This window comes from Lewinellaceae bacterium (assembly GCA_020636105.1).
GTDB lineage: Bacteria > Bacteroidota > Bacteroidia > Chitinophagales > Saprospiraceae > BCD1.
On the sequence record JACJYL010000002.1, the window covers coordinates 269,309 to 287,521 of the forward strand.

Consider the following 18,213-nt stretch of genomic DNA (forward strand, 5'->3'; position numbering starts at 1 on the left):
TTTGAAGCTCCCCTCTGGGCACGATCCTGCTATGACCGGCTCGAAAATATTGTTTTCTTAGAACAATTGGAATGAGCCTAAAATGCTAAAAATTATTTCAAGAGCATTAATTTTAATGTTTGTACCCCTGCCTGGGATTTGATCGTCAGAAAATAAATGCCATCAGGTAGCCGCCGGCCATTTTTATCGGAAGCATCCCAAAACCATTCCATTTTCCCCAGATCTGCTAAGGTTTTTGTGTCGATGGTGGTTATTAATTTGCCAAAAGCATCAAAAATTTCGGCGTCAATAACCTCACCATTGTAATCGCCACTCCATTCAAAATTGATCCGGCATCCGTCAGAGCATGGGTTTGGGTTGGCCTGAGCCAGGATTTTAAATTCATCAGCGGTTTCGGATTCTTCCGTGTCAACCGTTAACCATATCTCTCCCCAACAATCCAGACAGGGTTCCCCGCCGTTTTCAATATCCAATGCCAGAAATGCAGTCAATTTGGAAAGCACTCTTTCCTTTTTACTCAAATTTATTATTTCAATGTCGTCATTGTTTCCCACCGCTAACCCTTCCAATTGTTTTAGGTAGTGCCCAGTCCAAATCTCCCTTGACAAGGTATCCATGGTAAGAATTTGATCCTCATTTAAAGACCTGGTATCAGCAATAAATTCTCCACCGGATCCTCCAATAAAATTAACCGTCATTGGAAACTGGCCAATGAATTTGCCCACCTGGAGGATGGGTTTTCCGGGGTTTACTGATTGTCCGTAATAATGTTGATTAAACCGGTTATAGGTCAATCCATTACCCAATGAAACATTGAAGTCGAAATAATAATCTTCCGGGCTGATCTCTGAAAAGGCCAAAGCCATGCCTTCCCAAACATTAAAAGTCCCTGAGGTAACACTGTAAAAAGCACCCGTGGTTTCATAAGTCAGCTGCTCATATAAACGCCGGTGGTTGTATTCAACAGTGTATTGTCCGGACCACCACCAATTGGAATAAGTATTTAAGGTTTGATAATTAACAATATTGATCCTGATAGCATCCTGCCCGATCTGGTTCAAAATTTCTTCCGTCAAAGTACTCCATTGATTGTAACCGAGATTATTGGTGTTGGCTATCAGCACGATATCCCCCTCGCCCCCATGCTCCTTAATAAAAGAAATTCCGTCATGCAATAGACTAATCAAATTGGAAAAATCATTGATAGGATCAGCCACCTGGGAAAAGGCTGCATTAATTGATGCTTCGTCCCCTGAGATCCAATCATTTGACAACAACTGATTGCCACTTGGCTTTGAAAATATTACATTAAAACTGTCCTGGTCGTTTAGATTTTCCCTCAGAGCTTCCTTTGCTGTTTCAAACAATCCCATTTTATTTACATGTGCGTTGTCTGGATTGTGATCAAACAAAACGACTACATTTTTACTTTCTTCCGCTTGTTCCAATTCGGGTGGGAAGTAAGCTATTTGATAAAACTGATCTGCGCCATCAATGAGTTTTCCTGCAAAAATCCCCGCTTCAGATATTGGTGAATCCACTGAAAATTTAAAAGGCATTTCAAATAATTCATTCGGAATTTCAGCACTCAGCACTTCACCAAAATTGGGGTCAGTATAACTTTCAAATGTAATATTTTCAGAGCTTTTAAGCAAAGGCCCTTCCCACAACGTATCTGGAAGGGTAAGAATCCTGACGGAAGGCAAAGGATCATTCGAACTATTCAATATTTGAAGCGGCAGCCAGGTTTCAACAGAATTTCCTGACCAGATGGTGGGTGACAGATAAGATATTCTTACTTTCCTGCTGCCTTCCCCCTCCAGGGGGAAAATTCTGAGCTGATATCCTCCGTTTTCCTTTCTAAATAACATGGAAGGATCATGAGCCCTTTCCACAATAGTCTCATACGCCAAATAGGCAGCCCTTATATCATAGACATCCGCTTTTACAATGGTCGTATCATCCGGTAACCATAACCAGGAATCATGGACGATGGCCCCCGAAGGAAGATTAAAATCAAGTACTATCTCTAGATTATTCTCCCCTTCATATCCTGAACCAAGGGCATTAAAAGTCAAATACATATTGACTTCCATATAAATACCTTTAGGTTCCACTGAAAATACAGCTTCCTCAATGGAACCGGAGTGTAAACCACCTCCTCCCCAAACATCGGTCTCGATAATGGTTAAAGAATTTTGTGAAAAAAGAGAAGTCATCCCAAAAAAAGACAGGACCAAAAGTGTGGTAAGTTGTGTTTTCATTTTCTTTGTTTTTTTTATTTAGATAAGCCTGCCTTAATTTACTTAAAAACAACAAAGCACACAAGCAAATAACATCGAATTGTAGTTTCCCTTGCAAAGAATGACGGGTTGCTTTAGCCCAGGCCATCCTGTCGTTTATTTCCAAGGGAATCCACTGCAAATTCCCAAAGATCTTCATATGGGATGATTTCCACCTCATGAGCCTGGTTGGCGAAATCCAGTGGCACCTCTTCCAGTTTTTCACGGATTTTTTTGGCGTTTCGCAGGGTCGCCGTTTTGTGAAAACCTGAAATGGGCATTTGCATCAGCATTTTTATAAAACAGTTGCTCCGAAAGGTTTCGTCCTTTTTTAAATATCGTGAACAATATTTTTCTGTCGTTTCGAGCCGTTCAAAGGCAGCGTCGTAATTGCCCTGATCGATCAGGAACAGGAAGTGAATAATCAAAATCGGCACATTAAGCCCCCTTTTATCTTTGGAATATTCCGGAACATCATTCAAAAAGCGGGCGAGCCTGAATTTCGAGAATTCCTTTTCCCCGGCCACCGGTATTATTTTGCCTAAATTAATCAGGTAGTGCACATATGCCCCAAAAAGGGCCCAGTTTTCCCGGATGTTTGAGGGCATAAATTTAAAATGAGTATCATGCGTAGACTCCCTGTAGATCAAATATGCCTCCTGGTAATGTTTGGTATGCATGGCCAGCATAAACCCGTGAATTTGTCGGGTGTACCAGTTGAAATTGCCTTTTTGGGTGAGTTTCTTGGCTTTTTCGATGGCTTTCCGTCCCTGTTCATATTGTTTTAGCTGGATGTGACAGGTAACTTTCTGATTGAGAAAAGCACCGATGGCAATGTTATTCACTTCCTGCTTTTTCTCGAAAAAATCGATGGCATCTTCGCAGACCTTCAGGGTTTCCCTGTATTGATTGAGGATCAGGTAATGGATCAATAATATAAACCAGCCATAAAGATGGATGGTTCCGTTGTCGAATTTTTTAAGCAACGGTTTTAGTTTTTTGTAATATTCAAGGGCCGACCGGCTTATTTCTTCATTAGGACTCTGCACCTTCAATTTATACATTACCCATCCATAATACTCAAAAGCGGTGTCCTTGGCCAGTTTTATTTCAATGTGCTCATGGTAAAGGTTATTGTAAAATTCAAGTTGTTTCAAATCCGCTTCCCACGTGCTGTAATGTTCCCTCAGATACAAACTAATGTCAGCCACTATATCGGAAAACTCGTGTTTTAGAGCAATTTTCAACACCTGCTTACTCAAAGCTACAGCGGTAGAACGAGCCTGCCGCAAATACAGAATTTTAATAGCCGTCCAGTTTCTGAAACATTCCTGGAATGCATTATCGCGTTCATCAAAATGTTTAGGATCAAGAAAATAAAGCGTATTGAGCATTTCTTTTTTAAGATAGCTCTTCAGCTTTCGATAGTTGCCGGTATTGCTGGATTGGAAACCGAGGGCCCTGGCCGCATCTTCATCGGTAGTTAACTCCTCGTTGGAAAGCATTTCATAAAACCGTTCAAGTTTGCTTTGTTTGGAGGGCGACCCATTACAACTGGGATTCCCTAATACCCGGATGTAGTCCTGGCGGTATTTTTTCAGAATAAGCGCGAGTTCTTTAAGTTTGTTCATACTAATTTACCCAACAACGGGGGGTTTGCTGTTAAAAAATAGTACGGGTGAATTTAAACCTTCAAAAATGTTAAGACAGACCTTGTCTTTTTATTTTAAGTGTTATTCCCAAATATAATCAACTCCCTCTTAAATTCTGAAGATAGCGGTAAAATCTTTAAAGAAAACTTAAAATAAAAGTACCCATCACAGCAATAATAATAACTATTTATTTTGAAAAACCAATTACATGAAGCTTAAAAGACTGGAATATTAAAATAATACAAAAATTAATTCCCCCAAAAACAGTTTTTATGATATAAAAAAATAAATCATTTCGGAAGCGTTTATATAAAATTGTTGTTTGCATAATTTATTAATAATCAACAACTTAACAAAATGACTTTATTTTAAATTAATTGTTTTTAATTAAGCGTTTGGCGTGAAGCTGTCCGTGCCCACCCCCATTTCTGCCTGTAAGTTTGTAATCGTAAAGCAAAACAATTCACCACTTAAACTTACATCATCATGGGAACCATTATCAGTATTTTCATCAGCTTGTTTTTAACTTTTTCTCCAGCAGACTTTAACGGAAAATCAAACAAACCAGTTATTCAGTCGGGGCATGAAAAAAACGAAATTATTATTACTGAGCTTACCGGCGGGTAAAATTTTTACTGCTACTATCCGCAAAAAATACCGCCAGGATAAAATCCAAGAACAAAAAAATAAAGATTTAAACAAAACTAAAAACTTGATTATCAAATAATTAATTTTTAAAATCCATAAAAAACCTACAATTAGCAGATAAGCGTTTTTAGTATTTTTGTCCTGTTTGTGCGCCATTTTTCAGTGTAATTTTACCGTATCAAAAGAAAAACAAGAATCATGACAATGACAACGAAACATAAAATAGGCGATAAAACGATCGCCATCAAGCGACCTTCCAAACGGACGGAATTTATGGCAGGCATAGAGTTTGGAATGTTGAGTAAAGGATGTAAAAATTTTGGTATATGTCGCATCCAGGTCATCAACAGAACAGACTTACTGGCTATAAACAAAAAGTTTGAAGATTTTGATGGAATCGCACTTATTTATGTTGAACCAAGCGGAAATGTCGAGATGTTTTTCTTATACAAGGGAATGGACGAAAAGATCAAGAAACTCTACTTTGGACAAAAGCATTTTATCGTAGGAGAAGACGTAATGGTCAATGCTCCTTCAGGGTGTAAAAACGAACTGTCTCCCAAGGGTATAATACGAAAAGGAGCCTATCCTTTTGAAAAACGCCCCTGGGGCTATTGGGTCAGATTTTACTGACAGCAACAAACGCTCCGCAACACCAACGCATCAAAACAAAACATAACAATCGAATTCACCTTTTACTAATTTCAAAAAAATTAATTATGGAATATCGCAAATATTCTGATTACGACCTTATTGGCATGGCCGTAAAAGGCAGAGAGTATGCCTATTCTGAAATATACCGTCGCCATAAATCTTACGTTTCCAATGTGGTGGGCAAATTTATCGATGATCCGGAAGACAGGACAGAAATAGTCCAGGACGTATTCCTCAAAGCTTTTATAAACCTGGATAAATTCCAGTTCTCCAGCAAATTCACTACCTGGATCTATACCATCGCTTCCAGAGAAAGCCTCAATTACCTGTCCGACAAAAAAAGATACATACGGCTAAAAAAGGAACTGGAGGGACATTTGATCTCCAACAAATTGACCACCTATGCTCAAAATACTGACAGAGTGCTTGATAATCAGGCTATTAAAATGATCTTAAGCGAAGAAGTAGATCAGGATAATGCCACTTTGCTGAACCTTTTTTACCTCCAGGACAAAACGATTGAGATGATCTCCAACCTGACCGGCTTTACCTTGTCAAATGTAAAAGTAAAGTTATGTAGGGCAAGAAAAGAGTTTAAAACCGTCCTGACGAACCGTTTTGGAACAGAAGTGGAAACATTACGTTACATCAATTGAATATCCAGGTTATGATAAATCAAGTTAACACCGCCATCGTAAAGGCCGAAGAAGTGACCAGATATATTCCACACAGGCCTCCCCTTGTAATGGTCGATTCCTTATACATGTGTTCGGAAAAGGCCGGAATCGCCGGCCTCACCATCCGATCTAACAACGTATTTGTGACGGAGAATGAATTGCAGGAACCCGGATTGATCGAACACATGGCACAGTCCATGGCGCTCAAAATGGCTTATGAACAATCCCTGAAAAGTTCCCGGAAATTTATGGGTTTTTTAGTGGTGGTCAGGGACCTGGATATCATCAGCCTGCCCAGGGTAGGCCAGGAAGTGATCACCAGGGCTGAAGCGGTCTCAGACCATGGAGGACTGAGTGTGGCGAAGTTCCGGGCATTCGTTTCAGGCAAAAAAATCGCCGAGTGCGAGATGAGGTTACTGATGGTGTGATTTTTTTGTACTTTTTTGTAACCAACCGCCCGGCTCGTCCTGTCATACAGGGGCAAAAATGTAACCAGACTATTCTGATATTTTCGAAATAAAACAATCATGAAATCAATAAAATTATTACTCACAATAACCTGTTTGTTCCTGACCACCGTAATTTTTGGACAATCCGACCCTCAAAATCATGTTGTCATTTCCGGAAAAGTCCATGAACCGAAAGGAGACCCCGCCATCAGTGTCAGTCTGCAGATAGAAAATACCTACGAAGGGACTTACACGGATATCGATGGAGCATTCGTCTTCCATTCCTTCCAAAGAGACAGCCAGGTGCTTGTAGTTTATTCGCTGGAATATAAAAGACAGGAAATTCCGATTTTCATCGGGGATAAGGATTCACTCTATTTTGATATCCAGGTAGAAAAAGGCGCGGTAAGCATTGATGATGTGATGGTGCTCGGAATTAAAAATTTCAAAACTAGTGACAAACAAAAAACCAACGTACTGAATCAGCTGGAAATCCTGACCATTGCCACGGATGCAAACGTCATGAGTGCATTCAGGGCTTTGCCGGGAGTCCAGCCGATCGGTGAGAGCAGCGGATTATTCATCAGGGGTGGAACCAACAATGAAACCCAGACCTTTATCGATGGGCTGAGAGTGGACAAATTTTCCAACAGCAGTCCAAAGAATATGGCTTCATCGAGCCGGTTTTCCCCCAATATGTTCCAGGGATCATTCTTTAGTTCGGGAGGATATTCAGCCCTCTACGGGCAAGCCACTTCGGGGGCGTTGATCCTCGAGACAACAGACCTTCCGGTAAAAAGCAGTGCAGATCTTGGAATAAGCCCGCTGTTCTTACAAGGAGGAGCCCAGCTGCTCAGCAATGACGCCAAAAGTACCTATGGGGCCACCTTTAATTACCTCAATCTGGGATTGGTTTTTGATGTACTTCCGTTAAACACAGACTTCATCAAAGCCCCGGAAATGCTGGACATTACCTTCAACTACAAACGTAAAACAGGGCCAGCCGGCATGCTGAAATACTACGGAAGTGTTGGCGCCAACAGGATGGCCATACAAAACCATGACCTCGATAATACAGGACTGCTGAACCAGACAACCCTTCAAAATAAGTATTTATTCTCCCAGGCAACCTATACCAATGTTTTTCCATCGGACTGGAAGATATACCTGGGGGCCGGCTTTTCAGCCAATTATGACAACTTTGGGTTTACCTCCATCATTGAGGATAATGAGCATGATACCGTCTCCGATATTTCAATAGGCCAGGATGCTGCGCTACTGCAATTGCGGACGGTTTTATCACGGAATTTCAAAAAATCAAAACTGGATTTCGGAGGCGATTACCAGCAGTCCCTGAATACTGAAGAGGAAGAAAGTAATTCCGATAGGTTGCAGGACCGATACGCCTCGCTTTTTGCAGAATATGAACAACTCGTCGGATCACGATGGAGCTTCAGGGCAGGGGCTCGTGCAGAACACTTTTCGCTAAATGACCAGATAACCTTAGCGCCAAGATTCACCACTACCTATATGCTCAACAAAAATGAACAGGTGTACGGTTCGTATGGTATTTTTTACCAAAAGCCGGAATATAAATACCTCTACCTCAAGAAGGATCTGGACCTGTACAAGAGTGCTCATTATATTCTTGGGTATAAAAAAGGAACGAACTATCGCTACTTCCGCCTGGAAGCTTTCCGCAAAGACTATGAAAACCTCGTAAAGTACACGCCGGAAATCAACAGCACGGGAGACGGATACGCCCAGGGAGTGGAATTGTATTGGAAAGACAAAAAAACACTGAAGGTCATCGAATACTGGCTGTCCTATTCATACCTCGACACCAAAAGGGACTACCTCAACTACCCCATTGCCGCTCAACCGACTTTTGCGAGCAACCATGTGGTTTCGTTGACCCTGAAGAAGTATTTTCCAAAACAATCCGTGAATTTCGGAATGACCTACACTTACGCCAACGGACGACCCTACTTCAACCCCAACCAACCGGATGAATTTTTCCTGTCAGACAGGACTAAAGATTATCACAACATTAACTTAAACTTAGCCTACCTGCCCAAAATAGGCAACAGCTTTTCGGTAATTGTACTGACGGTTTCGAACTTACTGGGAACAGAACAGGTGTTTGGTTATGAATACAGTTCAACAGACTACTCAAAACGAAGGGCTATCCTGCCCACCAACGATACTTTCGTTTTCCTGGGCTTCTTCATGAACTTCGGGATAGACAGAACACATGATATCATCGACAGAGAATTAAATTAATTATTTTACTTTAAAACTTTAGAAAAATGAACGCTTTTAAACTTTTCGCAGGATTTGTCATCATCACCGTAATGATCTCCTGTTCAACCACAAGTAATTCAATCCTTTCAAATGAAACCATCCGTACGGACACACAAGCTGTCAATACGAGCGGGCCTTCAGCGGATTATTTCTCCGTCATGGAAGAAAATATCAAAAAACTCGAAAATTCAGATCGTGTTGCTGAAAATTTTAAAAACTTCAGTGCTACTTTCGAGAGAATCGCCAATACTGAAAAGGACCAATGGCAGCCTTTGTATTACGCAAGCCTCTCCTATACTTACCTTGCTTATGTGGAAAGTGATTTAAATAAAGTAGACGAATGGGGCGATAAGGCAGAACTGACCCTGGCTAAAATGCTGGAGCGCAACCCTGTTCAATCCGAAGTATTGGTACTCAAGGCCATGATCGCTTATTCACGGATTAAAGTAAACTTTATGGAGCGTGGAATGGAATACTCCATCAAAGCCAAAGAATATCTCGAAGAGGCCGAAGCACTGAAAGATGACAACCCGAGAGCATATGTCTTACTGGCTCAGAGTTATTTCAAAGCACCACCACAATTTGGCCGAGATGTTAAAAAAGGTTGCGAGTACAATCAAAGAGCATTAGAATTGCTGGAGGCAGAACAAAAAGCCGAAGAAGCCTCCGGTAAATACAACATCAATCCTCACTGGGGCTCGGATGACGCAAAGAGAAATATGAAATATTGCAAGTAATACAGCAATGAGCATAAAAACTTTAAGTGCAACGGCAGAAGTAGCGGTCAGATTCAATGAAGTGGATTCCTACGAGATCGTCTGGCATGGAAATTATGCCATCTATTTCGAAGAAGGAAGAACTTATTTTGGCAAAAAATTCAACATAGATTATGCGGACTTTTTGGCGCAGGACATTTTTGTGCCCATTACCAAAATGGAAGTAGAATACCTGCGCCCGCTAGTCTATGGCCAAAAGATCCTGGTGGAAACCACCTTTGAGGATTCCAAAGCTGCCAAAGTGATCTTCAACTACAAGATCCGGGATGCCGCCAACAAGCAATTGCTCAGCAGAGGCCGCACCGAACAGGCAATGTTGAATGAACGACGCGAACTTTATTACACGATTCCACCTTTTTTTAAAACCTGGAAGGAAAAATGGCTACATTAAATCAAGACAAAGCGACTATACTTTTGGGAGACTGCATTATTAGTCCCCTGGGATTTTCCTCGGAGAAGAATTTCGAAAACATTTTAAAAGGGGTTTCCGCTTTAAAAGCACACCGTTTTCCTTTCTCCAACCAGGAATATTGGGCGGGAGTCATTGCTGAAACCCGGGTGGACAATGCCTTTAAGAAAATCGGAGTTCCCTCAAAGTATAGCAAACTTGAAAAAATGAGCATTCTTGCCATCCGGGAGGCCGCGCAAAAAAGTGACCTGGACCTGACCGATCACGACACCCTTTTGATCTACTGCACCACCAAAGGCAATATTGATCTGTTGGATAAAAATAAAGAAAGTGACCTTCCTTCAGAAAGGGTGTTGTTGCCGGAACTGGCCAGGTCTATAGCGGATTTTTTCAATATGCAACACCGGCCAATAGTGGTTTCAAGTGCCTGTATTTCTGGATTATTGGGGGTAATTATCGCGGACAGGTTTTTAAAACAGGGCAGATGGAAAAATATAGTGGTGGCAGCAGGTGACCTGGTTTCTCAATTCACACTCTCGGGCTTTGATTCTTTCAATGCCCTGGATGAAGAAACGTGCAAACCATTTGGCAAAGACAGGAAAGGCATCAACATAGGGGAAGCAGCAGCAGCGCTGGTACTCACCCTGGCCGAACAAGATGATAAACAAAAAATCCAGGTGGTAAAGGGAGCTGTTTCCAACGATGCCAACCATATTTCAGCTCCTTCAAGGACGGGAAACGGATTGTTTCAATGCATTGAAAAAGTGTTGCAATCCGAAACCGACGAGGTCAATACCCCTGATTTTATCTCTGCTCACGGAACGGCAACATTGTATAACGATGCCATGGAATCCTGGGCAATCCACCGGTCTGAGTTGAGCGAAGTGCCCATGCACAGTTTGAAACCTTACTTCGGTCATACCCTGGGCGCTAGCGGATTACTGGAATCCATCCTGGCCGTTTATTCACTCAGACACAACCAACTGATTCCGATCAAAGGATTCACCGAAAGCGATGTTCCCCAAAAGATCACGCCCATTCGGGAAGTCACGGAAAAACCATTGTACAGTTGCCTCAAAACATCCTCCGGATTTGGGGGGTGCAATGCAGCCGTACTTTTTCAAAAGATGACATAATGGAAAATTTAACAAATATATCTCATTGCAGGATCACCAGGTCTTCCATTTTACTCGATGGAAAAACGGTTTTTAAAGCAGAAAGATCATTTTCTGACCTCAGTGAATTCTTTAAATCGGTTTACCGGGCACTCGGGATGGACTACAAAAAATTTTTTAAGATGGATACATTAAGCCAGGCCGCCATTATTGGCACAGAATATTTGAATAATACCACAGGGTTTAATCAAAGATACAAGGAGGATGAAATCGGCATTGTTTTCGGTAACAGAAGCTCCAGCCTTACTACTGATGTGAACTATCAGTCAACCATCTCTGATTTTCCAAGCCCGGGATTGTTTGTTTATACCCTGCCCAATATTTCCATCGGGGAAGTAGCCATCAGGCACAGGATATCAGGGGAGAACGTGTTCTTTGTGCTGGACAATTATGACGACGAACTCTTTGAACAATACGTGGATATCCTCATGAGCAACCAATCCCTGAAATGCTGCATTGCCGGCTGGATTGAGACAAATGAAAAAGATCCGGATATTCATTTCACCCTGGTGGAAAAACAGGGCGATTCATAAAAAAACACACTTTAAATCATCAATTTTTTCTCAACCTTAAAATTATTAAACAATGACTAATTTAATCGAAAATCTGAAATCTCAAATTATTGAAGAATTATGCCTTGATGTAAACCCATCAGAAATTAACCCTACCGATCCTTTGTTTGGAGAAGGACTGGGACTGGATTCCATCGATGGCCTGGAAATGGTGGTACTCGTAGAAAAATACTACGGCATTAAAATCGAGAGCAATGAAAATATGCAGGATATTTTTGCCAGCGTACAATCCCTGGCGCAGTTCATCCAGAGCCATACCACTGCCGAAGCATAAAATCTACCACTGTTGTAGCCGGCTAAATTTATTAATCAACTAAAAAATCAGTTTCATGGCAAAAAAAGTGTTTATAACAGGCATGGGTGTCGTTTGTTCGCTGGGAATGAATAAACACGAACTCAGAGAAGCTTTGTTACAAGGAAAATCAGGGGTGAGCCATATGGAGATCCTCAGTACCAAACATAGAGGTACCTTCCCCGTCGGCGAGATCAAATGGACCGACGAGGAGCTGTCCAGGCTGACCGGGACTAAACGCAAGGACATCAACCGGACCAGCCTGCTGGGATTAATCGCCGCCAGGGAGGCGGTGGAGAAAATCCATATTCCTACAGATAATTTCAGGCTGGGGCTGATTTCCGGAACAACAGTTGGAGGAATGGATTTTACGGAAAAGTATTATTCCGATTTCATGCGGCATAAAAAGACCAAAAATTTCATTCAGAAAAATGATTGCGGCTTCGGAACCGAATTTATCGCAGGAGAACTGGGAAATGTTGACTTTTTCACCACAGTGACCACCGCCTGTTCCTCCTCCCTCAATTCAATGATCATGGGAGCCAATATGATCCAGAGCGGAAAGCTGGATGCTGCCATCGTTGGGGGGACTGACGCGCTTTCCAAATTCACCATCAACGGCTTCAATTCCCTGTTGCTGCTCGACAGAGAAGTATGCCGGCCTTTTGACGATTCGCGGAACGGCATCAACCTGGGAGAAGGTGCAGCCTTCCTGGTCATAGAATCCGAGGCGTCTTTGCAAAAGACGGGCAACAGGCCCATCGCCGTATTCGACGGTTTTGGTAATGCCAATGACGCCTACCATCCAGGAGCTATCTCCGACAATGGTTATGGCATCCAGCTGTCCATGCAAAAAGCCATCCACAGTACCGGATTGCCTGCCGATCAGATTGATTATGTGCTGACACACGGTACTGCCACCAAAAACAATGATGTGACGGAAGGAGCAGCCATCAAGGCTGTATTTGGAGAAAACACTCCTGCATTTTGTTCCCTGAAATCCAGCATCGGACATACACTCGGTGCTTCCGGGGCAATCAATGCCGCCATCAGTCTGCTGGCGATGGAAACGAAGAGTGTTTTTCCCAATCGCAACTTCACCACCCTGATTCCCGAACTGGGCATCAAACCGGTGGAATCCCTCACCCGGCTCCCGCATCTGGATCACGTACTGGTCAATGCAGTGGGCATGGGAGGATTTTGCAGCAGTGTGGTTATTTCATCTATTTCCTAACCTTCAAACGCGAAAATTATGCTGGCCTATATCAACGGAGTAGATTGTATTTCTGCTCAACTGGAAAATAATACCCTGGTCCCCCTGGAAAAAGGACAGGTTTGCGTGACCGCGCATGAACCCCTTTACACCGAATTCATTCCTTCCGGCAAGATCAGGCGCATGGATAAATTGTCAAAAATGGGATTGTATTCTTCTAAAGTCTGCATGAAAGATGCCGGGGTGGAAGAAGTAGACGGCATCGTAGTGGGAGTCGGACAAACGTTTTCCGACAACCCCGCGGTGATCCTGGAAAAACTCATCGATAATGATGAAGGACTCATCAACCCGGGGATGTTTATGAACTCACTCCTCAGTTCTGCCTCAGGGCAAATTGCTTTGGAACTTAAATGTTACGGGTACAACAATACACTCACCCAAAGAGGGTTCAGTTTTGAAAGTGCCCTGCTCGACGGTATCATGCAAATGGAGATCGGTGAATGTGAGAACATACTTGTTGGAGGTCTTGATGTGGTGACGGATACGTATCTCGAACTAGCCCACGAATACGGATATGTCAACAGCAGCGGGTTTGATTCAGGTGCTTATTTTTCCAATGAGGATAATGAACGGACGGTAGGCGAAGGATCAGGTTTTTTCATGCTCTCCAGCCATCCCAATCAACAGAGTTACGCGGCGCTGAAAGGACTAAAATGCCTTTATTTGCCTGAACCTGGTCGACAACTGACGGATAAACTGGCTGCTTTTTTACAGGAAAATCATATTGTCAATACCAACATCGACCTGGTATTGAGTGGCAAAGGCTTTGATCATCTTTTCGAGGAGCCCTACCTGAAAACAGAGGAAAACCTGTTTAGGGGCGTACCTCACCTCTATTTCAAAAGATACTGCGGGGAATACCCTACTGCCACCACCTTTGGGTTATGGATGGGAGCTCAGATTTTGAAAAACCAGGCCTTACCGGAAAATGATCCCGTCAATGCAACGGTCAAAGGCAATATCGAAACCATATTGTTGATCAACAGCTTTGCCGGCAATTATTTCACCTTTTTATTATTGCAAAAACCTTGATCATGGCAAAATTTTTATTCCTCGACAACCTGTTTTACATCATTAAAAATGAAGTGACCCCCGACGCTTTCAAAGCCCGCATTTCCCTGGATGCCTCCCATGACATCTACAAGGGGCATTTTCCCGACAACCCGATCACTCCAGGGGTATGTATTCTTCAGATGGTCAAGGAAACCATTATGAATACCTATAATATTCCCCTTGAACTGGAGCAACTGAAACATTCTAAATTTCTTGCTTTTATCAACCCCAACCTACAGCCTAATGTAGATCTTGATGTGGACATCCAGGAAAAGGATGAAACCGGATGGCAGGTGGCAGCGGTAGTAAAAAGCGAAGATGGTGTTCATGTAAAATTTAGCGGACGATATAAAATCAATTGACATGAAGATTCCCGAAATCGAAAGACAGTCAACGGATAAGATTCGAGTTTTTCAGACACAGCAGCTGAAAAACCTGTTGGTCTATCTCAAAGAACGTTCCCCTTTCTACGGCAGGTTGTTCGATCATTACGGGATCGATGAACATTCGGTTCAAACCCTGGATGATTTGAATAACCTGCCTTTCACCACCAAGGAAGACCTCCAGGCGTTCAACAAAGATTTTTATTGTGTGCCGCGTGAACAAATAATTGATTACGCCTGCACTTCGGGCACCTCAGGCCAGCCGGTCACGGTGGTGCTTACGGAAAAAGATATGGATCGACTGGCTTATAATGAAGCCGTTTCCCTGGCATGCACCGGCGGAGATGAACACGAACTTTACCAACTATGCACCACCATAGACAAACGGTTCATGGCCGGGCTGGCCTACGCCATGGGCACCCGAAAACTCGGGGCCGGGCTCATTCGCATGGGCAGCGCCAACCCCGCCATGCAGTGGAATGCCATACTCAGTGAGGAGCCGACCGCCCTCATCATCGTACCGTCCTTTTTGCTAAAACTAATAGAATACGCCGAACTCCATAACATAGATTACCAAAACTCATCCGTAAAAAAAGCGATATGCATCGGAGAAAGCATTCGGGATCTGGGCTTCGAATACAATGCCCTGGGCCGGCGCATCAAAGAAAAATGGAATATAGAACTCTATTCCACCTACGCCTCTACGGAGATGGGAGCCGCATTCACGGAGTGTGAAGCCCAGAAGGGCGGTCACCACCACCCGGAATTACTCATCATGGAGGTGGTGGATAAAGCAGGCCATCCCGTTCCCGACGGTGCTCCGGGTGAGCTGGTCATCACCACCCTGGGGCTGGAGGGCATGCCATTGCTAAGGTTTAAAACCGGCGACGTCTGTGTAGCCTATAGCGAGCCCTGCTCTTGTGGCAGGAACACCAAAAGACTCAGCCCCATCATCGGGCGCAAACAGCAGATGCTCAAATTCAGGGGCACCACCCTGTTCGTCCCGGCCATTTACAACACCCTGAATGCCATACCCGGTGTAAAAAACTACCAGGTTGAAGTCAAAAGTAATGCTGAAGGAATTGATGATGTATTGATTCTCATTGGTACAGATGACCGGGACGAGGAGATCCGTCATGAAATCATCGAATGTCTGCGGACCAACCTCAGGGTCACCCCAAATATCCTGATTAAACCGAAGAAGGAAGTGCATAACCTGCTCTTCCCCAACGGTAACCGCAAACCCATAGTCTTTGTCGACAAAAGGAATATTTCTTATAGTCTGGTTTAATAGCGTTGAGAAGGTGGCCGCCCCGGCCACCTTTTTTTATACATGGATCTAACTAATTATACCACAATCTCATAATTCCCATCTTCTACTTTTCTCAATGCATAAGGCAGATGCCGGCAATAGCGCAGCGCAGAATCCCGGACTCCTATGATTTTATCCGGGGAAGCATACCATAACTCCCGGAATTCCGGGGTTGCAATTACCTCTTTCAAGTCCAAATCATTGATATTCCCAAAGGATGGTTGGAGCATGAGGTCATTTTTGATATTGCCCAGGTGATCGATGGCGACCTTGCGGTTGTAATAAGGATTGAATTGCAGGGCCTCCATGAAATAAGTAATGTTGACGATGTATTTTTCTTTAAACCCGGCTTCGCTTTCAAAAGGAAAATCCTCAATGGGCCGGCTGGAAAACAGGGCTTTTCCATTGCATCCGGGCACTTCCCTTGTTTCAGGGCTGTTAAAAAGGAGAACAAATCCCAGGTTGGGAATTTCATTATAAAGGGTTGCCACCTTTTCTGCGGTCATCGAAGCATTATATTTCAAAAACAGGGTGACATTTCTAAAGACTTTTCCATTCAGCAGGGTCAGTTGGGCCGTCAGTTCATCTATAGGTTGTTCTCCCGGCAGGATACGAAGCTCTATCTGGCGACAAAGCAGTTCATCCAATTTCAAAATAACCCGGGAAAGTTCAAAAGGAGAATCAACCCTATGCTCCACGATGCCATTTTGAATGTGGTGGGGCTGCTCCCAGGAGGTATCCAGTTCGCCAAACAGGCGAGGTTCATGGGTCGTAAAACCAAGATTTTTGTTCAAAATAAACTGAACATACTGGTCAAAAACTTCGGGTTCATCAGGGGCATATTGTTTTTGAATCGCCTCAATGGAATGTTCCGGTAAATCATTCAGGATATCATAAAAAATATTGGGGATCAGCACCACATCATTATTGTGGAGGTCATAAATACAGCTTTTATCCTTTCCTCTGACCAATTTATTATGTGCAAACAATTTGAGATACATATCAAACTTTTTTCAAAAAATCAAACAATCCGGGATAATCCCATTGAGAAGTAGGCTTATAAAGTTCATAGCCGGGAATTCCACTGCTTTGATGTTTCTCACTGCTGATCAGCCGAATGTTCTTTCGCAACTCCGGCACCGCCTTTTGTTCCATTTTATTGAGACAGAAATACTGGATGGGAATTTGTTCCTTTTCCACGTTTGGGAACAGCTCGGAAGTATAATCTTTAATCATAAAGCTTTGTCTTTTTGAATGAGGTGCTCGGCGATCAGTCGGTCGAGCTGGAAATTACATTTTTGGGAAGGAGCGAGATACTGTCCTGCCGGGTTCACTTCGATGAAATGGTACTGCCCGTCTGTATCCCTCATAATATCAACGCTGCCGGTATTGAGCCCGATGCGTTTCATGAAAACATCAATGCGCTGCTCTATATCCAGGGGCAGGTTAAAAGGCACAAAATGAGTGGTTTTCAGGTTCTGAATCAGTTTTATATCAGAAGTGGCTGTCAACGCCTCCTGGTTAAGGGAAACCTCCGTATAACACCTTCCTTCAAGGTAAAAAATGCGCAACTCATAGGCTCCCCTGATCTTTTCCTGGACCAGGCTTGGAAAAAACTGTTCCGGCAGCGCATTCAGGGTTTCTTCATCCGGCTGATGCGTGAAGGAGGTAAAAACAGCATCATCCTTAAAATAATACTGACAGTAATTGATCGGCTTTATGATGATCTGGTGGTCAAATTGTTTCATCAGGGCCTTCAGGTCCGATTTGGAACGGATGATATAGGCTTCCGGTACATTAAACCCACATTCCCGGGCCTCATTCAGGATGACGAGTTTATTGCCTGAGAAAGCGGTGGCCTGATACCCGGGCAGCCAGTATTTGTCTTTTAAAGTATAGTAAAAATAATCGATGAGGTATTGATTCTCTTTGGACAGCTCGCGTTGGAGATCCTGCTCACGGGGGAGCGTAGCCGATTTTCCCAGATGCACTTTTTTGCCAAAACGCCGGAAAAAGACGGCATTGACCTCTTTTTGAAAACTAATGTTGTCATCCAGGATCAGGTCGTTTTGGTGTAAATCCATTTTCCATCGACGTTGGGTGGTATGGAAAAAATCACCATTGATACGAATAAAATCGGCACCGTAATACAGCAGCCAGTCTATGACCGGATCAGTGCCTTGTTCAAATTGATCAAACGAAAGTATGAGAATCATTCAATTGTAGTTTCGGTGCCTTTGCCCGCCCAATAGGGGGATAAAATAAGAAACGCGGACTTTAAAAAACACCCGCGCAAGGCAAA

At 43.1% G+C, this 18,213-nt stretch carries 19 protein-coding genes; 14 read left to right on the plus strand and 5 right to left on the minus strand.

Annotated features, from left to right (window positions below; all coding sequences use genetic code 11):
• Positions 1 to 92 precede the first annotated feature (92 nt).
• Both H6571_18475 and H6571_18480 read right to left on the minus strand, forming a co-directional pair.
• A complete protein-coding gene (locus H6571_18475) occupies positions 93 to 2,264 on the minus strand; it encodes a hypothetical protein (protein ID MCB9325729.1) in 2,172 nt (723 codons plus the stop codon).
• A gap of 113 nt (positions 2,265 to 2,377) precedes the next feature.
• A complete protein-coding gene (locus H6571_18480; GenBank protein MCB9325730.1) occupies positions 2,378 to 3,913 on the minus strand; it encodes a hypothetical protein in 1,536 nt (511 codons plus the stop codon).
• 507 nt (positions 3,914 to 4,420) lie between these two features.
• Here H6571_18480 and H6571_18485 point away from each other — a divergent pair.
• The 14 genes from H6571_18485 (at position 4,421) to H6571_18550 (ending at position 15,890) form a co-directional block, all read left to right on the plus strand.
• Positions 4,421 to 4,561: a hypothetical protein gene (locus tag H6571_18485; GenBank protein ID MCB9325731.1), complete on the plus strand. Its 141-nt coding sequence runs from the start codon at positions 4,421 to 4,423 to the stop codon at positions 4,559 to 4,561.
• A 219-nt stretch (positions 4,562 to 4,780) separates the two neighbouring features.
• The gene (locus H6571_18490) at positions 4,781 to 5,215 is read left to right on the plus strand and encodes a hypothetical protein (GenBank protein ID MCB9325732.1); all 435 of its coding nucleotides are present in this window, start codon (positions 4,781 to 4,783) and stop codon (positions 5,213 to 5,215) included.
• 86 nt (positions 5,216 to 5,301) lie between these two features.
• On the plus strand, positions 5,302 to 5,892 hold the full coding sequence (locus H6571_18495) for a sigma-70 family RNA polymerase sigma factor (GenBank protein ID MCB9325733.1): 591 nt from the start codon (positions 5,302 to 5,304) through the stop codon (positions 5,890 to 5,892).
• A gap of 11 nt (positions 5,893 to 5,903) precedes the next feature.
• A complete protein-coding gene (locus H6571_18500; protein MCB9325734.1) occupies positions 5,904 to 6,341 on the plus strand; it encodes a hypothetical protein in 438 nt (145 codons plus the stop codon).
• Between the two features lie 99 nt (positions 6,342 to 6,440).
• On the plus strand, positions 6,441 to 8,645 hold the full coding sequence (locus tag H6571_18505) for a carboxypeptidase-like regulatory domain-containing protein (GenBank protein ID MCB9325735.1): 2,205 nt from the start codon (positions 6,441 to 6,443) through the stop codon (positions 8,643 to 8,645).
• A gap of 26 nt (positions 8,646 to 8,671) precedes the next feature.
• The gene (locus H6571_18510) at positions 8,672 to 9,403 is read left to right on the plus strand and encodes a hypothetical protein (protein ID MCB9325736.1); all 732 of its coding nucleotides are present in this window, start codon (positions 8,672 to 8,674) and stop codon (positions 9,401 to 9,403) included.
• Positions 9,404 to 9,410: 7 nt separating this feature from the next.
• Positions 9,411 to 9,833, plus strand: coding sequence for an acyl-CoA thioesterase (locus H6571_18515; protein ID MCB9325737.1), 423 nt, complete (start codon positions 9,411 to 9,413; stop codon positions 9,831 to 9,833).
• On the plus strand, positions 9,821 to 10,987 hold the full coding sequence (locus H6571_18520; protein MCB9325738.1) for a beta-ketoacyl synthase: 1,167 nt from the start codon (positions 9,821 to 9,823) through the stop codon (positions 10,985 to 10,987). The genes H6571_18515 and H6571_18520 overlap by 13 nt, the downstream gene beginning before the upstream one ends.
• The gene (locus H6571_18525; protein ID MCB9325739.1) at positions 10,987 to 11,559 is read left to right on the plus strand and encodes a 3-oxoacyl-ACP synthase; all 573 of its coding nucleotides are present in this window, start codon (positions 10,987 to 10,989) and stop codon (positions 11,557 to 11,559) included. The genes H6571_18520 and H6571_18525 overlap by 1 nt, the downstream gene beginning before the upstream one ends.
• Before the next feature lie 52 nt (positions 11,560 to 11,611).
• Entirely contained in the window at positions 11,612 to 11,872 is a 261-nt protein-coding gene (locus H6571_18530; GenBank protein MCB9325740.1) for an acyl carrier protein, read from the plus strand.
• Positions 11,873 to 11,927: 55 nt separating this feature from the next.
• Positions 11,928 to 13,124 (plus strand): beta-ketoacyl-[acyl-carrier-protein] synthase family protein, encoded by a 1,197-nt coding sequence (locus H6571_18535; GenBank protein ID MCB9325741.1) that lies wholly within the window; start codon positions 11,928 to 11,930, stop codon positions 13,122 to 13,124.
• A gap of 18 nt (positions 13,125 to 13,142) precedes the next feature.
• Positions 13,143 to 14,195 carry a hypothetical protein gene (locus H6571_18540; GenBank protein ID MCB9325742.1) on the plus strand — a complete coding sequence of 351 codons (1,053 nt, stop codon included), beginning with the start codon at positions 13,143 to 13,145 and terminating at the stop codon, positions 14,193 to 14,195.
• A gap of 2 nt (positions 14,196 to 14,197) precedes the next feature.
• A complete protein-coding gene (locus H6571_18545) occupies positions 14,198 to 14,578 on the plus strand; it encodes a hypothetical protein (GenBank protein MCB9325743.1) in 381 nt (126 codons plus the stop codon).
• Position 14,579: 1 nt separating this feature from the next.
• Positions 14,580 to 15,890: an AMP-binding protein gene (locus H6571_18550; protein ID MCB9325744.1), complete on the plus strand. Its 1,311-nt coding sequence runs from the start codon at positions 14,580 to 14,582 to the stop codon at positions 15,888 to 15,890.
• A 56-nt stretch (positions 15,891 to 15,946) separates the two neighbouring features.
• Here the strand turns inward: H6571_18550 and H6571_18555 are convergent, their stop codons facing one another.
• The 3 genes from H6571_18555 to H6571_18565 are packed head-to-tail and all read right to left on the minus strand — an operon-like array spanning position 15,947 to position 18,127.
• A complete protein-coding gene (locus tag H6571_18555) occupies positions 15,947 to 16,912 on the minus strand; it encodes a hypothetical protein (protein MCB9325745.1) in 966 nt (321 codons plus the stop codon).
• Between the two features lies 1 nt (position 16,913).
• Positions 16,914 to 17,147, minus strand: a complete 234-nt coding sequence (locus tag H6571_18560) for a hypothetical protein (protein ID MCB9325746.1) — start codon at positions 17,145 to 17,147, stop codon at positions 16,914 to 16,916.
• Positions 17,144 to 18,127 (minus strand): hypothetical protein, encoded by a 984-nt coding sequence (locus H6571_18565; protein ID MCB9325747.1) that lies wholly within the window; start codon positions 18,125 to 18,127, stop codon positions 17,144 to 17,146. The genes H6571_18560 and H6571_18565 overlap by 4 nt, the downstream gene beginning before the upstream one ends.
• Between the last annotated feature and the right edge of the window lie 86 nt (positions 18,128 to 18,213).

What these genes read in the sequence shown, in the direction of transcription:
- H6571_18555 (MCB9325745.1), bottom strand. Translation starts at nt 16,912, where the DNA reads ATGTATCTCAAATTGTTTGCACATAATAAATTGGTCAGAGGAAAGGAT.
- H6571_18535 (MCB9325741.1), top strand. Translation starts at nt 11,928, where the DNA reads ATGGCAAAAAAAGTGTTTATAACAGGCATGGGTGTCGTTTGTTCGCTG.
- H6571_18560 (MCB9325746.1), bottom strand. Translation starts at nt 17,147, where the DNA reads ATGATTAAAGATTATACTTCCGAGCTGTTCCCAAACGTGGAAAAGGAA.
- H6571_18485 (MCB9325731.1), top strand. Translation starts at nt 4,421, where the DNA reads ATGGGAACCATTATCAGTATTTTCATCAGCTTGTTTTTAACTTTTTCT.
- H6571_18505 (MCB9325735.1), top strand. Translation starts at nt 6,441, where the DNA reads ATGAAATCAATAAAATTATTACTCACAATAACCTGTTTGTTCCTGACC.
- H6571_18510 (MCB9325736.1), top strand. Translation starts at nt 8,672, where the DNA reads ATGAACGCTTTTAAACTTTTCGCAGGATTTGTCATCATCACCGTAATG.
- H6571_18530 (MCB9325740.1), top strand. Translation starts at nt 11,612, where the DNA reads ATGACTAATTTAATCGAAAATCTGAAATCTCAAATTATTGAAGAATTA.
- H6571_18475 (MCB9325729.1), bottom strand. Translation starts at nt 2,264, where the DNA reads ATGAAAACACAACTTACCACACTTTTGGTCCTGTCTTTTTTTGGGATG.
- H6571_18500 (MCB9325734.1), top strand. Translation starts at nt 5,904, where the DNA reads ATGATAAATCAAGTTAACACCGCCATCGTAAAGGCCGAAGAAGTGACC.
- H6571_18480 (MCB9325730.1), bottom strand. Translation starts at nt 3,913, where the DNA reads ATGAACAAACTTAAAGAACTCGCGCTTATTCTGAAAAAATACCGCCAG.
- H6571_18520 (MCB9325738.1), top strand. Translation starts at nt 9,821, where the DNA reads ATGGCTACATTAAATCAAGACAAAGCGACTATACTTTTGGGAGACTGC.
- H6571_18490 (MCB9325732.1), top strand. Translation starts at nt 4,781, where the DNA reads ATGACAATGACAACGAAACATAAAATAGGCGATAAAACGATCGCCATC.
- H6571_18565 (MCB9325747.1), bottom strand. Translation starts at nt 18,127, where the DNA reads ATGATTCTCATACTTTCGTTTGATCAATTTGAACAAGGCACTGATCCG.
- H6571_18545 (MCB9325743.1), top strand. Translation starts at nt 14,198, where the DNA reads ATGGCAAAATTTTTATTCCTCGACAACCTGTTTTACATCATTAAAAAT.
- H6571_18525 (MCB9325739.1), top strand. Translation starts at nt 10,987, where the DNA reads ATGGAAAATTTAACAAATATATCTCATTGCAGGATCACCAGGTCTTCC.
- H6571_18550 (MCB9325744.1), top strand. Translation starts at nt 14,580, where the DNA reads ATGAAGATTCCCGAAATCGAAAGACAGTCAACGGATAAGATTCGAGTT.
- H6571_18515 (MCB9325737.1), top strand. Translation starts at nt 9,411, where the DNA reads ATGAGCATAAAAACTTTAAGTGCAACGGCAGAAGTAGCGGTCAGATTC.
- H6571_18540 (MCB9325742.1), top strand. Translation starts at nt 13,143, where the DNA reads ATGCTGGCCTATATCAACGGAGTAGATTGTATTTCTGCTCAACTGGAA.
- H6571_18495 (MCB9325733.1), top strand. Translation starts at nt 5,302, where the DNA reads ATGGAATATCGCAAATATTCTGATTACGACCTTATTGGCATGGCCGTA.